The sequence below is a fragment of the Amycolatopsis sp. Poz14 genome (assembly GCF_006704225.1).
Classification (GTDB): Bacteria; Actinomycetota; Actinomycetes; order Mycobacteriales; family Pseudonocardiaceae; genus Amycolatopsis; species Amycolatopsis nivea.
In genome coordinates, this window is the sequence record NZ_JACLHD010000002.1 from 338,130 (window position 1) to 352,058 (window position 13,929).

Sequence of the window (13,929 nt, forward strand, 5' to 3'; positions counted from 1 at the left end):
CTCAGGAGTTGCCGGAACAACGCCGCAGCTGGGTTTTCTTCAGCTCGACGTCCGGCCAGCCGCGGAAATCCGACGGCGAGGTGACGGTGCTCGTGCAGCCCATCACCTCGCCGTCGAGTTCGTATACCTCCGCGACCACCGGAGCCGCCTGGCAGCGCGGGGTGCCGGACACCGCCTTCGGGCATTCGTGCCGGACGACGATCACGTCCGCCCGGCCGTCCTGGCTCACGTCGTAGAGCGACAGCGAGCCGGCGTCAGAGAAATACGGCTTGCCGTAGTCGCGCCACACGCCACCGGACTCGGTCAGCAATTCGCCGTACGAACCGCCTGCCGCGTCGCCGCGGATCAGGCACGCGGCGGTCGATCCGTCGATACAGCGCAGGGAAGTCGCCGTCAGCTTCGCGCCCAGGTTCGTGATCGCCAGTTCGAACGGCTGCTGTCCGACCTGGACCCGGCCCGATCCGCCCGAGGCATCCGCCTGCAACACGACCGGGGTACCGCCGACGCTCACCGCCGCCAGCTGCTTGCACGGACCGTTTCCGCAGGTCGAGGACGGTGCTTCGACCGGAGCCGCGGCAGGCTCGCTCGGCGCCATGGTCTCCGCGCCGTCCGGCTTCGGGCGCATCGTGACGACCACGACGAGCGCCGCCGCCGTGACCACCGCCGCGAGAACGGCGGTGAGCAGCGCGGATCGCGGGACGCGCTTCGGCCAAGTCCGCATATCCGAGACTGTAAGCGACCTTGCGCACCGTGTCCGTCTATGTTGTCGGAGTGACGAACCCCAATTTGCCCCCGGCCCTTTACCTGCCGACCGGCCCCACCGGCCCGACCACCGACGGCCAGACCGGAGCCAACGTCGAACTGCGCCGCACCCCGGACGGCCGCACCGCGCTGGTCGCCTTCACCGCGCTCGACCGGCTCGTCGACTGCTGCGGCGAGCACCAGCCGTGGATCCTGGTCAACACCGAAAACCTGGCGCTCGTGCACCAGGTCAACCCCTACGACGTCATCGTGCTCGACTCCGAACTACCGGCCGAACTGCGGCATCAGGCCCCTGCCGGACGGGTATAAACAGGACCGAACTGGGTGGTCCACCTCTCAATCCAGGCCCGGTCCTGGTCCGTAGACTCCCGGTTGACCAGCAGCTCGGCGACGGGGCACGGGAGGTATGTGGTGAGCGAGCAGGACACCGCGAGCACAGGCGGTCCGGTGACCAAGGTCCTGGTCGCGAACCGGGGCGAGATCGCGGTTCGCGTGATCCGGGCCGCGAAGGACGCCGGCCTGCAGAGCGTGGCCGTGTACGCGGACCCGGACCGCGACGCTCCGCACGTGCGCCTCGCCGACGAGGCGTTCGCCCTCGGCGGGAACACCGCGGCCGAGAGCTACCTCGCGATCGACAAGATCCTCGACGCCGCCAAGCGGTCCGGTGCCGATTCGGTCCACCCCGGTTACGGCTTCCTTTCCGAGAACGCCGAGTTCGCCCAGGCCGTCCTCGACGCGGGCCTGACCTGGATCGGGCCGAGCCCGCAGTCGATCCGCGACCTCGGCGACAAGGTGACCGCGCGGCACATCGCGATGCGCGCGGGCGCGCCGCTGGTGCCCGGCACCAAGGAGCCGGTGAAGGACGCCGACGAGATCATCGCGTTCGCCGACGAGCACGGCCTGCCGGTCGCGATCAAGGCGGCGTTCGGCGGCGGCGGCCGCGGCCTGAAGGTCGCCCGTACCCGGGAGGAAATCCCCGAGCTGTTCGAATCCGCGACGCGCGAAGCGGTGGCCGCGTTCGGTCGCGGCGAATGCTTCGTGGAGCGCTACCTGGACAAGCCGCGGCACGTCGAGGCGCAGGTGCTGGCCGACCAGCACGGCAACGCGATCGTCGTCGGCACCCGCGACTGCTCGCTGCAGCGCCGCCACCAGAAGCTGGTGGAAGAGGCCCCCGCGCCGTACCTGTCCGACGACCAGCGCGCCCGGATCCACGAGTCCGCCAAGGCCATCTGCAAGGAGGCCGGCTACTACGGCGCGGGCACCGTCGAATACCTCGTCGCGGTCGACGGCACCATTTCCTTCCTCGAGGTGAACACCCGCCTGCAGGTCGAGCACCCGGTTTCGGAGGAAACCACCGGCATCGACCTGGTCCGCGAGATGTTCCGGATCGCCCGCGGCGAGAAGCTGCGGATCACCGAGGACCCGACGCCGCGCGGCCACTCGATCGAGTTCCGCATCAACGGCGAGGACGCCGGCCGCGGCTTCCTGCCCGCGCCGGGCACGGTCACCAAGTTCGTCGCCCCGTCCGGTCCGGGCGTGCGCGTCGATTCCGGCGTCGAATCCGGCAGCGTGATCGGCGGCCAGTTCGACTCGATGCTCGCCAAGCTCATCGTCACCGGTTCGGACCGGGAGAACGCGCTTGAACGCAGCCGCCGCGCGCTGGCCGAGTTCGAGGTCGAGGGCATGGCCACGGTGCTGCCGTTCGACCGCGTGATCGTGAACGACCCGGCGTTCATCGGCGACGAAAACGGCTTCAGCGTGCACACCCGCTGGATCGAGACCGAGTTCGACAACCAGATCGAGCCGTTCGTCGCGCCGGACGTCGAGGCCGAGGAAGAGGCGCCGCGGCAGAACGTCGTGGTCGAGGTCGGCGGACGCCGGCTCGAGGTGTCGCTGCCGGGCGGGTTCGCCCTCGAAGGCGGCGGCGCGCCCGCGGCGACGAAAGCCAAGCCGCGCAAGCGGGCAGGCGGCGCGAAGGCAGCGGTGAGTGGCGACGCGGTCACCGCGCCGATGCAGGGCACCATCGTGAAGATCGCGGTCGAGGAAGGCCAGCACGTCGAAGCGGGCGAGCTGATCGTGGTGCTCGAGGCGATGAAGATGGAAAACCCGGTAACCGCGCACAAAGCGGGCACCGTCACCGGGCTTTCGGTCGAGATCGGCTCCGCGGTCACGCAGGGAACGCAACTCTTGGAGCTCAAGGACTGAAGTTGTGCTGAATGTCGTGGGTGCCGCGCGCTCGCGCGGCCTACCATCGACTACGTGACTGAGGTTCCGTCTCCGCAGCTGCGGATCAGCGACCAGGAGCGAGAGTCCGCGCTGCATGCGCTCGGTGAGCACATGAGTGCGGGACGGATCGACATCGACGAGTTCGGCGAACGATCCGCCCGGATCACCGCGGCTAAAACCCGGGGCGAACTGGGCGAGCTGTTCACCGATCTTCCGGTGCCGCATCCGGTGTTCGGCGCGGGCGCGACCGCCGCGCCGGAACCGGCCGCGGTGCCGCCCCCGCTGCCTGTGCCGCAGCCCGCGGCGTCCGGCGAGGTGGCCGCGCGGCAGCCGGAGTGGTCGGCAGGGCAACGTGCCGTCGCCGCCTTGGTGCCGCTGGTGTGGATCGCGGCGATCGCCCTGATCGCCACCGGCACCGCGGGATGGCCGGTGATCTTCGCGCCGATCGCGCTCACCGCGGTCGGCCGCGCGCTCTGGGGCAAGGGTTTCGAGCACCATGACCATCACCACCACGACCGGCACCGGGAACGCCGCGAGGAGTTCCGCGCGATGCGCGACGAGCACCGGCGGCAGCGCCGGCTGGACCGCTGAGGCGGACCATGGCTGACCTGCGGCTGAGCGACGCCGAACGCCAGGACGCGCTCGATGTCCTCTCCGAGCACGTCCGCACCGGACGCCTCGACATCGACGAGTACGGCAGCCGCTCGGCGAAGGTCACGTCAGCCAAGCTGGTCAGCGAACTGGTGCCGCTCTTCGACGACCTGCCCTCGCCGCGGCCGAGCGCGCTGCTGGCCACGGCCCGGCCGGAACCGGTCGTGCCCGCGGGCAACGGCAAGCTGGGCGCGTTCGTGTGGCGGTATTCGGTGCCGCTTTCCATCGCCTTGGCGGTCGTCGTGCTCATCGTGACTCGTGGACGGTTGCTGATCGTCTTCGCGCTGCCGTTGCTGCTGATCCTGTTCAGCGGATGGCGGCGGCGCTGAGCCCGCCGGAACGCACGCGGCCGAGTCCGATGATCGGGCTGCGGCCGGGCTCGGTCGATCCGAAGGCCGAGCGATGGGCAGGCCCGCTGTTCGCCGGGATCGGGATTCTGGCGCTCGCGGTGTGCACGATCATCGCCGCCGGTCAGCCACACGGTGATCCCGCGCAATGGCGCACCACGCTGCTTCTCGCCGCGGCGAGCGGGCTGTGGTTGCTGGTGCTGATCCCGGTTTTCCCGAGGCGCACGCGGAAACCGTGGCTGGCCATCGGGTTTTTCGTCGTGCTGCTGGCTGGCGCGACCGTGCTCACCTCGCGAGTGGATCCGTTCACTGCCTTCGCTTCAATCGGTTACCCGATCGCGTTCGTGTTGTTCCCGACCCGCTGGAGCATCTTCGCCGCGGCCGCGACAGCGGTGGTTCCGTTGCTGGCCAAGGGAATTTGGGAGCCGTCGCCGCCATGGATCACTGCGGTGTCGATCGTCGGGCCGATTCTGTACGTGGCGTGGTTCGTCGGCGCGGAGAACGAACAACGCCGTCGCACCAACGAAAAACTCGCCCAGTCGAACGCGCAGCTGGAAACGGCCCTGACGGAAAACGCGGCGCTGCACGCACAACTGCTCACCCAAGCCCGCGAGGCCGGGGTGCTCGACGAGCGACAGCGCATGGCTCGCGAAATCCACGACACTGTCGCCCAGGGATTGACCGGCATCGTCACCCAGCTGCAGGCCGCCGACCGGGCCGCCGAAGCCGCGGATCGGCAGCGGCATCTCGACCACGTGCGCACGCTGGCGAAGGACAGTCTCACCGAGGCACGCCGAGCGGTTCAGGCGTTGCGACCGGAACCATTAGCGGACTCGCATCTGCCGGAAGCGTTGGCAGGATTGGCAAATCGAGTGTCCGGCACTTCCGGCGCCAAGGTGACCGCCGACATCGCAGGTGATGCCCAGCCGTTGCTGCCGGAGCTGGAGGTCGCGCTGTACCGGGTGGCGCAGGAAGCGTTGGCCAATGCGGAAAAACACGCTCACGCCACCCGGATCGGCATCACGCTCACCTACACGAGCGACCTGGTCATGCTCGACGTCCGGGACGACGGAAGAGGTTTCGCTTCCGGTGACCGCGGCGACGGCACCGGCTTCGGCCTGGAAGCCATGCGCCAGCGGGTGCAACGGGTGGCGGGTTCGCTGACCATCGAATCCGCGCGCGGGGAAGGGACCGCCGTGCACGCGGAGTTCCCGGCGATCCCTTCGCCCGCTCAAGCCAGCTGACCGCCCTCGGCGCTGCCGCGACACCTGCCATGTCCGTTGTGCGGCAACGCTTCCAGCCAGCGCGCGATGTCGTGTCCCCGCCTCGCTGACCGCTGCTGCCCGCCACTTCGGGTGACCTGGCCGTGACGCGGCACGCAGCCATTTCCCGCCTCCGGACGGCTAGGCTCGTGTCGTGGAACCCGTGGAAATCAACGCGGGCGCGTACTACCTGCGCCAGCTGCGCGCGGACCGGCATCTCGACGACCGGCCCGCGCTGATGGAGGCGTTCGCGGACCCGCAGCATCGGCGGTACGTGCTGAACTACCGGTTGCGCACCCCCGACGAGGCCACCGAGTACGTGACGCTGCGCGCCGCTCAGTGGGCGTGCGACGAGCGCTGCTCGTGGGCCGTCGCCGAGCCGGAGACCGGCCGCCTGCTCGGCGAGGTCGGGCTGCGCGACCTGGACCTCAACTTCGGCACCGCCGAGGCGTCGGTGTGGACGCATCCGGCCGAACGAGGCAAAGGCATTGCGGCAGTGGGGCTTTCGGCCGCGATCCAGTTCGGGTTCGCCCGGCTGGGCCTGCACGAGATCGCTTATCGGCACGACGAAAGCAACACCGCGTCCGAGATCGTCGCGCGGCGGGCCGGGTTCAGCCGGGTCGGGCCCGAAGACCGGCCCTCGCCCAGCGGGGAAACGCTCATTCGCTGGGTGCTCAAGCCCTCGTGAGTGCCGGTTCTGCCCGGCACTCACGAGGAAAGCTCAGCTGACCGGCTCGATCAGCCCCGCGCGAGCCTCCGGCGCGGCCGCCCGCAACGCGTCCGCCGACTCGTCCGTCGGCTGCAGCTGCGAATCCCGCTCCGCCTCGACCCGCGCCCGGTAGACCTCGACCTCGCGCTTGGTCTCCTCTTCCGACCAGCCCAGCACGCCAGCCACCAGCTGCGCGACCTGCTCGGCGCAGTCGACGCCGCGGTGGGCGTACTCGATGGAGATCCGCGTGCGCCGGGCGAGGACGTCCTCCAGGTGCAGCGCACCCTCGTGGCTGGCCGCGTACACGACCTCCACGCCCAGGTAATCCGGCGCCGACTCGATCGGCTTGAGCAGCTCCGGCCGGTCCGCCGCGAGCGCAAGCACCTCGTGCACCAGCGAGCCGTAGCGGTCGAGCAGGTGCCGCACGCGGTACGGGTGCAGCCCGTGCTCCGCGGCCAGGTGATCGGCCTGGTTGACCAGCGCGTGGTAGCCGTCCGCGCCGAGCAGCGGGACCTTGTCGGTGATGGACGACGGCGGGCGGCCCGGCAGGTCGACCACCGCGGCGTCGACGGCGTCGGCCGCCATCACCCGGTACGTCGTGTACTTGCCGCCCGCGATCGCCACCAGACCCGGCGCGACCCGCGCGACCGCGTGCTCGCGCGACAGCTTCGACGTCTCTTCGCTCTCGCCGGCCAGCAGCGGACGCAGGCCCGCGTACACGCCTTCGATGTCGTCGTGCGTCAGCGGCGTCGCGAGCACCGAGTTCACGTGTTCGAGCAGGTAGTCGATGTCGTGCTTGGTGGCCGCCGGATGCGCCAGGTCGAGGTTCCAGTCGGTGTCGGTGGTGCCGACGATCCAGTGGTTGCGCCACGGGATGACGAACAGCACCGACTTCTCGGTGCGCAGGATCATGCCCGACTCCGACACGATCCGGTCCCGCGGAACCACGATGTGCACGCCCTTGCTGGCGCGCACGCGGAACCGGCCGCGGCCGCCGGACAGCCGCTGCAGTTCGTCGGTCCACACGCCGGTGCAGTTGACCACCGCGCCGGCCTGGATCTCGGTCTCGCGGCCGTCCTCGACGTCGCGCACGCGCACGCCGGAAATCCGGTCCGCCTCGCGCAGGAAGCCGACGACCTGGGTGGAGGTCCGGACCACCGCGCCGTAATGCGCGGCGGTGCGCGCGACGGTCATCGTGTGCCGGGCGTCGTCCGACTGCGCGTCGTAGTACCGGATGCCGCCGATCAGCGCCGACCGCTTGAGCGCGGGGACCATTCGGAGGGCACCCGCGCGGGTGAGATGTTTCTGGCCCGGCACCGACCGGGCGCCGCCCATCGTGTCGTACATCAGCAGCCCGGCGGCGGTGTACGGACGCTCCCAGATCCGGTGTGTCAGCGGGTACAGGAAGCTCACCGGCTTGACCAGGTGCGGCGCGATCTTCGTCAGCATCAGCTCGCGCTCGTGCAGCGCCTCGCGCACCAGGCCGAACTCGAGCTGTTCGAGATAACGCAGGCCGCCGTGGAAGAGCTTGCTCGACCGGCTGGACGTGCCGGACGCCAGGTCGCGGGCCTCGACGAGAGCCACCCGCAGGCCGCGGGTCGCCGCGTCGAGCGCGGTGCCCGCGCCGACGACGCCGCCGCCGATCACGACCAGGTCGAAGGTCTCGTCGCCGAAACGCCGCCAGGATTCCTCCCGGCCCGCCGGACCCAGCTGGGCCGGGTCGCTGCCGTTGCGCGGATTCGTCACCACTCGTTCCTCCTCGTGCTCCACCTTCCCCAGCATCGCACGCTTGCGTGATCGTCTGCTGACCCCGAGGTGACACGTGTGGCGGAACCCATGACGATCATGGTCACATTGGTTCGCCCGGCTTATGGATTGCACGCGTACGCGACGGTAACGTGCCGCGGACTGGGGTCGGCGACGAGGCTGTGGCCGGACGTGATCGGCCCTGCACAGACTGTCCAGTGTGGAGGTGCGGAGAGCGTGAGTCCGGGTGCGATCATCGTCTGGGAACTGTTGGGCACGGCAGTGCTCCTGTTGCTGGGCAACGGCGTTGTGGCCAACGTCGTGCTGCGAAAGAACAACGGCTTTCAAGCCGGAACCCTGTTCATCACCTTCGGGTGGGCCTTCGGCGTGTTCGCCGGCGCCAGCCTCGCCGCGCCGACCGGCGCGCACCTGAACCCGGCGGTCACCCTCGGGCTGGCCATTTCGGGCAAGGTTTCGTGGGCGGACGTGCCGTTCTACCTGATCGGCGAAATGCTCGGCGCGATTCTCGGCGCCGTGCTGTGCTGGCTGACCTACAAACTGCAGTTCGACGACCATCCGAATCCGGAGGAGACGCTCGGCATTTTCTCCACCGCCCCGCAGATCCGGAACAAGGCGTGGAACCTGGTGACCGAGGTCATCGGCACCTTCGTGCTGGTCGGCTGGATCCTGCTGACGCCGGCGTTCAAGACCGCCTCGGACGGGACGCCGACCTTCGGCAACACCGCGCTCGGCTACGCCGGGGTGTCGTTCGTCGTGCTGGTGATCGGTATTTCTCTCGGCGGGCCGACCGGCTACGCCATCAACCCGGCCCGCGACCTCGGCCCGCGGATCGCGTACGCGTTCCTGCTGCCGATCAAGGGCAAGCGCGACCCGGACTGGAACTACTCGTGGGTGCCGGTCCTCGGTCCGCTCCTCGGCGCCGCGCTGGCGGCGCTGGTGTACCTGGCCGTGCACAACCTGACCTGATCCAGCTTTCCGGAGGGAATCCATGACTTCGTATGTCGCCGCGATCGACCAGGGCACCACGTCGACGCGTTGCATGATCTTCGACCACTCCGGCCGTGTCGTCGCGGTCGACCAGCGCGAGCACGAGCAGATCTTCCCGAAGGCGGGCTGGGTCGAGCACAACGCCGAGGAGATCTGGGAAAACACCCGGGCAGTCGCGGCGGGCGCGCTCGCCAAGGCCGACCTGCGACCGACCGACATCGCCGCGGTGGGCATCACCAACCAGCGCGAGACGGCGCTCGTGTGGGACCGCAAGACCGGGAAGCCGGTGTACAACGCGATTGTCTGGCAGGACACCCGCACCGACAAGATCGCCGGCGAACTGGGCGCGCTCGGCGGCGGCCAGGAGCGCTACCGCGAGAAGACCGGGCTCCCGCTCGCGACGTACTTCTCCGGCCCGAAGATCAAGTGGATCCTCGACAACGTCGAGGGCGCGCGGGCCAGGGCCGAGGCGGGCGACCTGGTGTTCGGCAACATGGACACCTGGGTGCTGTGGAACATGACCGGCGGCACCGACGGCGGCGTGCACGTGACGGACCCGACGAACGCGTCGCGCACGCTGCTGATGGACCTCGACACCCTGCAGTGGGACGAGGACATCGCGGCGGAGATGGGGATCCCGCTGTCGATGCTGCCGGAGATCCGGTCGTCGTCGGAGGTGTACGGGAAGGTCCGCCCGCGCGGGGCCCTCGCGGAAGTGCCGATCGCGGGCATCCTCGGCGACCAGCAGGCGGCGACGTTCGGCCAGGCGTGCCTTTCGCCGGGCGAGGCCAAGAACACTTACGGCACCGGCAACTTCGTGCTGCTGAACACCGGCACGGAGAAGGTCCTGTCGGAAAACGGCCTGCTCACGACGGTCTGCTACAAGATCGGCTCGAACGACACGGTGTACGCACTGGAGGGCTCGGTCGCGGTCACCGGTTCGCTGGTGCAGTGGCTGCGGGACAACCTGGGGTTGATCTCGTCGGCGGCGCAGATCGAGGAATTCGCCCGAACGGTCGACGACAACGGCGGCGCGTACTTCGTGCCCGCGTTCTCGGGCCTGTTCGCCCCGTACTGGCGCTCCGACGCCCGCGGCGCGATCGTCGGCCTGACCCGGTTCGTGAACAAGGGCCACATCTCGCGCGCGGTCCTGGAGGCGACGGCGTTCCAGTCGCGAGAGGTGATCGACGCGATGAACGCCGACTCGGGCGTCCCGCTGAAGTCGCTCAAGGTCGACGGCGGGATGGTCGTGAACGAACTGCTGATGCAGTTCCAGGCGGACATCCTGGGCGTGCCGGTGATCCGCCCGGTGGTGAACGAAACGACGGCCCTGGGTGCGGCTTATGCGGCGGGGCTGGCGGTCGGGTTCTGGGAGTCGGAGGACGACATCCGGACCAACTGGGCCAAGGACAAGCAGTGGGACCCGTCGATGGACGAGTCGCGGCGGGAGAAGGAATACCGGAACTGGAAGAAGGCGGTGACGAAGACCTTCGACTGGGTGGAGGACTGATCCTTCCGGCCGGGTCTGCGGTGGGGCGCGGTTGAGCTTTCGGGTGGGCTCCACCGCCAGCCCGCACTTGAGCTTTCTGGTGGGCTCCGCCGCCAGCAACGGTTTGCGGTTTGGCTGGCTGATGGTCGTGAGGGGAACCCTGGGGGAATCTAATTCCGTCAGGGTTCCCCTCACGTACTTCTGACCCACGCTGCCGACTCCACCGAACGCGCCGACCTCGCCACCGATCCCGCCGCGAATGGGCACAGCGCAGCCCGACACCGCCTGACTCAGCTCAGCCTGGCACCGGGCAGAGTCCGGCCCGACAACCGCAAGCCGCACCAAACCGGCCCGCCCACTCAGCGCAGCCACACGACCCTGCCCAGTCCGGGCCCACCACCGCACAGCCGCAAGGCCCTGCCGAGCCCGGCAACACGGCCTCGCACTGCACAGCCACACGGCCTTGCCCGCCGCACAACACAGCCCAGCGCAGCACAGCCGCCCCGCCCGGCCCGGCAACACGGCCTCGCACCGCACAACCACACGGCCCTGTCCGCCGGACAACACGGCCCAGCGCAGCACAAGCCACGCGGCTCTACCCAGTCCGGCAACACGGCGGCCTGCCACCGCGCAGGCACACAGCCCTGCCCAGTCCGGCAACACGCCTGCCACCGCACAGCCACACGGCCCTGTCCGCCGGACAACACGGCCCAGCGCAGCACAGCCACACCGCGCGGTTCGGCGACACGGCCCGGCACCGCAAAGTCCACTCCCGCCGATCCCCCTCCTCGCCGGTCAGCCAACTCGCCCAACCAGCCCCGGCGAGGCTCACATCACCTTGGCCCCAACCGTCACCCCCACCCTTCCTGAGTCCCGGACTGTGCGTTCGGTGCCATCAGCGAAAACCCCGCCCCTTGGTCATCCACCGCGATCACCATCCGGCCGTGCGGGGTGTCCGTCGGCGGGCTCACCACCGTTCCGCCGAGGTCCGGGATGCGCGCTGCTGCCTCGTCCGCGTCGGCGGTCCAGAAATACGTCACCCAACCAGGCGATGCCTGGCTGTCCGCGGGCAGCTCGCCAAGACCACCGACCGGCCGGCCGTCGACGTCCAGCGTTGCGTACGTGAAGCCTGGCCCGGACATGTCGCCGAAGCCGTATCCGAACACGTCGCCGTAGAACTGCTTGGCCGCGGCGAAATCCCGGGTCATGCATTCGTTCCACGCGGGAGCCCCTGGCGTCAGCGTCGCCTGCGTGCCGGAGTGCCTGCCTGGCTGCCACAGGCCGAACGTCGCTCCGGTCGGGTCGGTCGCGATGGCCATCCTGCCTTCGGTCAGGACGTCCATCGGCAGTGCGATGACCTGTCCGCCCGCCTCGGCGATCGCGGCTACCGTCTTGTCCACGTCGGACACTGACAGGTACGTCGTCCACATCGGCGGCATGCCTGCCTGCTCCGGCGGGATCTGCCCGATGCCCGCGACCGGCTTGCCGTCGATCTGCGCCATTCCGTAATAGCCGGTCTCCGGGCCGCCGGATTCGACTGTCCAGCCGAGCAGCGACTCGTAGAACGTGACCGCCTTGTCGCGATCAGGCACCATCAAGTCGCCCCAGCACGGTGTGCCCGCGGGCCACGGTTCTGTCCTGGTGATCATGCGTGCCTCCCAGAATTGTGCCAACCGCCACAGTGTCGCACCGGGCACCGACAAAATCGGGGGCGTCTTGTTCAATGCGCGGGGTCACTGCCCGCCGTTCACCAGATGGGCGTACACGATGATGTTGTCCACATAGCTGTGCTCGGCCCGGTCGAACGCGCCGCCGCAGGTGATCAAACGCAGTTCCGGGTCCGAAGTGTCCCCGTAGACCGCGTCGGTCGGGAAGACGTCCTTCGGCACCTGGTCCACTTTGGTCACCTCGAAGTGCGCGGTGGTTCCGTCGCGGCGGGCGATATCGACGTCGTCTCCCGGCTTCATTTCCTTGAGCCGGTAGAAGATCCCCTTTTGCTTGTTCCCGTCGACGTGTCCGAGCACGACCGCGGGGCCGACCTCGCCGGGCGTCGGGCCGTTTTCGTACCAACCGGCCTGCAAGGGTTTGCTGACCGGTGGAACCTGTACCGAATTGTCGGGATTGAGGCCGAGCGGCACCAGACTGGAATGCGCGTCGATGCTCGGGATGTCCAGCGAGACCGGCTCCGATTTCGGCATCGCCGCCGACGCAACCGAGGAAACCGACGGAGCGCTGGAAGCGGGTGCGGCGGTCGTCGCACCGACCGAGCAGCCGGCCAGCAGCGCGGCGAGTGCGACGGACGCCGCGGCGAGTGTCTTCCTCATCATCTTTCCCCCGATCCGCCCGGGCCTGGCCGCGGGAAAAGCAGCCAGGCCCAGGAGACTAGTCAGCCACGCTGGCGACGACGCGCCACCACGAGCCCGGTGCCGCCGAGGGCCAGCACGCCCATCGCGCCCGCCGCGAGCGGGAGGCCGAGGTCCGACTGGTTGTCCGCGACCGGCCCGTCCGTGCCGCCGGTCTGCGGCGCGCCGGACGGGACCTTGCTGACCTGCTTGGGCGCGGGCGTGGGCGTCGGCTTCGGGACGGGCTTCGCGCCCAGCACGGTGAACTTCGTGGCGATGTCGCCGCTGCCGCAGGAGAACGAAACCTTGTACGTACCGGGCTTCACGCCGTTGCGAACGGTCGCGATGCCCTGCGAGACCGGAGCCTTCGACGGGTCGCCCTGCGGACCGACCGGGTGCAGCTTGCCGAACTGCAGCGCGGCCGAGCTCAGGTTCTTGATTTGCGAAGCCTCGCAGCCGACCCGCACCGTGACGCGGTCCCCGGCGTGGCCGGACGACGGCAGCACCCGGATGAACGCCTTCGGCACGCCGCCGCTGTCGCCAGGCGGTTCCTCCGGCGTGGAGGAAGGCGGAGCGGTGGTGGTGCTGGACGGAGGCGGCGTGGTGGACGTTTCGGCGGCGAAAGCCGGTGCGGCCGAAAGCATTCCGGCGGCGACCAGAGCGGAGAAAACAACGGTACGCTTCATGACACTCCCCTTGATGAAAATACGATTCCCGCCGCGCACGGGCAGCGGCGAATCCGCGTCCGGCCGGCAGTTCCCCCTGCGGCCCGGGCGTTTTCGTTCCGACAACCACCAAGACGCCTCCGCCCGCCGCGGGGTTGCCCCGGACACGAAAAAACCGCCGGAAACAATTTCCCGGCGGTTTTTCGAAGCATGGATGATTAGCCGGCGAGGCTCCCGTCGCCCGCTTTCGCCGCGCCCTGGGGCACCCGCGACACCTGCGCGGCGGGCACGGTGAACGTCGCGTTGTACTGCTTCCCGGCGCACGTGACGGTGAGCGGATAACTGCCGGGTTTGGTGCCAGGCACCAGGTTCGCGTGCGCGCTCATCGTGGCCTTCACGCCGACCATCTCGCCGTAGAAGTACTGAGAGAACTGCAGCGCGGGCGAGCTGAACGCCGCCGTGCCCGCCTTGGCCCCCGGGCAGTACGCGAACGCCACGTTCGGGTCCGAGCCGCGCTGGTAGGCGTTCACCTGGCCGTGCAGCACCGCGGTGTCCTGGTTCAGCTGCACCGTCACCGGATCGGGGGCCGGCCCGTCCGCCGCCACCGCCGGGACCGCTGTCCCGGCCAAACCGATCGCCGCCGCCACCGCGAAAATCGCGCTCTTGCGCACCCTTGTTCCTTCCCCGTGCCACACGTCCTCAACCCGCTAGACGCGGTGTGC

Annotated in this window: 14 protein-coding genes; 8 read left to right on the forward strand and 6 right to left on the reverse strand. The window is 69.4% G+C overall.

What is annotated here, in order from left to right; all coding sequences use genetic code 11:
• Position 1 precedes the first annotated feature (1 nt).
• Complete coding sequence (locus tag FKO37_RS45335; RefSeq protein WP_037816055.1) at positions 2-721, reverse strand: hypothetical protein; 720 nt, start codon at positions 719-721, stop codon at positions 2-4.
• 29 nt (positions 722-750) lie between these two features.
• Between FKO37_RS45335 and FKO37_RS45340 the strand changes: the two genes are divergently transcribed.
• From FKO37_RS45340 to FKO37_RS45365, 6 genes are all read left to right on the forward strand, one after another.
• Positions 751-1,071, forward strand: coding sequence for an SAV_915 family protein (locus FKO37_RS45340; protein WP_106961290.1), 321 nt, complete (start codon positions 751-753; stop codon positions 1,069-1,071).
• Positions 1,072-1,173: 102 nt separating this feature from the next.
• Entirely contained in the window at positions 1,174-2,967 is a 1,794-nt protein-coding gene (locus FKO37_RS45345; RefSeq protein ID WP_134669324.1) for an acetyl/propionyl/methylcrotonyl-CoA carboxylase subunit alpha, read from the forward strand.
• A gap of 54 nt (positions 2,968-3,021) precedes the next feature.
• Positions 3,022-3,579 (forward strand): DUF1707 domain-containing protein, encoded by a 558-nt coding sequence (locus tag FKO37_RS45350; protein ID WP_134732567.1) that lies wholly within the window; start codon positions 3,022-3,024, stop codon positions 3,577-3,579.
• Positions 3,580-3,587: 8 nt separating this feature from the next.
• Positions 3,588-3,968, forward strand: a complete 381-nt coding sequence (locus tag FKO37_RS45355; protein ID WP_067589759.1) for a DUF1707 domain-containing protein — start codon at positions 3,588-3,590, stop codon at positions 3,966-3,968.
• Positions 3,953-5,230, forward strand: coding sequence for a sensor histidine kinase (locus FKO37_RS45360; protein WP_238608566.1), 1,278 nt, complete (start codon positions 3,953-3,955; stop codon positions 5,228-5,230). Before FKO37_RS45355 ends, FKO37_RS45360 begins: the two co-directional genes overlap by 16 nt.
• Before the next feature lie 172 nt (positions 5,231-5,402).
• Complete coding sequence (locus FKO37_RS45365; RefSeq protein ID WP_205670288.1) at positions 5,403-5,936, forward strand: GNAT family N-acetyltransferase; 534 nt, start codon at positions 5,403-5,405, stop codon at positions 5,934-5,936.
• A 33-nt stretch (positions 5,937-5,969) separates the two neighbouring features.
• Here FKO37_RS45365 and FKO37_RS45370 read toward each other — a convergent pair whose 3' ends face one another.
• Positions 5,970-7,739, reverse strand: a complete 1,770-nt coding sequence (locus tag FKO37_RS45370; protein ID WP_106961289.1) for a glycerol-3-phosphate dehydrogenase/oxidase — start codon at positions 7,737-7,739, stop codon at positions 5,970-5,972.
• Between the two features lie 201 nt (positions 7,740-7,940).
• On the opposite strand from FKO37_RS45370, the gene FKO37_RS45375 reads away from it, so the two are divergent.
• Entirely contained in the window at positions 7,941-8,690 is a 750-nt protein-coding gene (locus FKO37_RS45375; RefSeq protein WP_037816065.1) for an MIP/aquaporin family protein, read from the forward strand.
• 22 nt (positions 8,691-8,712) lie between these two features.
• Complete coding sequence (glpK, locus tag FKO37_RS45380; protein WP_037816066.1) at positions 8,713-10,221, forward strand: glycerol kinase GlpK; 1,509 nt, start codon at positions 8,713-8,715, stop codon at positions 10,219-10,221.
• Between the two features lie 830 nt (positions 10,222-11,051).
• Here the strand turns inward: glpK and FKO37_RS45385 are convergent.
• The 4 genes from FKO37_RS45385 to FKO37_RS45400 form a co-directional block, all read right to left on the reverse strand.
• Positions 11,052-11,849: a VOC family protein gene (locus FKO37_RS45385; RefSeq protein WP_238608567.1), complete on the reverse strand. Its 798-nt coding sequence runs from the start codon at positions 11,847-11,849 to the stop codon at positions 11,052-11,054.
• Positions 11,850-11,933: 84 nt separating this feature from the next.
• Positions 11,934-12,527 (reverse strand): class F sortase, encoded by a 594-nt coding sequence (locus FKO37_RS45390; protein WP_238608568.1) that lies wholly within the window; start codon positions 12,525-12,527, stop codon positions 11,934-11,936.
• Positions 12,528-12,586: 59 nt separating this feature from the next.
• The gene (locus FKO37_RS45395; RefSeq protein ID WP_238608569.1) at positions 12,587-13,228 is read right to left on the reverse strand and encodes a hypothetical protein; all 642 of its coding nucleotides are present in this window, start codon (positions 13,226-13,228) and stop codon (positions 12,587-12,589) included.
• Positions 13,229-13,425: 197 nt separating this feature from the next.
• Positions 13,426-13,878, reverse strand: a complete 453-nt coding sequence (locus FKO37_RS45400) for a hypothetical protein (protein ID WP_043831840.1) — start codon at positions 13,876-13,878, stop codon at positions 13,426-13,428.
• Positions 13,879-13,929: the final 51 nt, after the last annotated feature.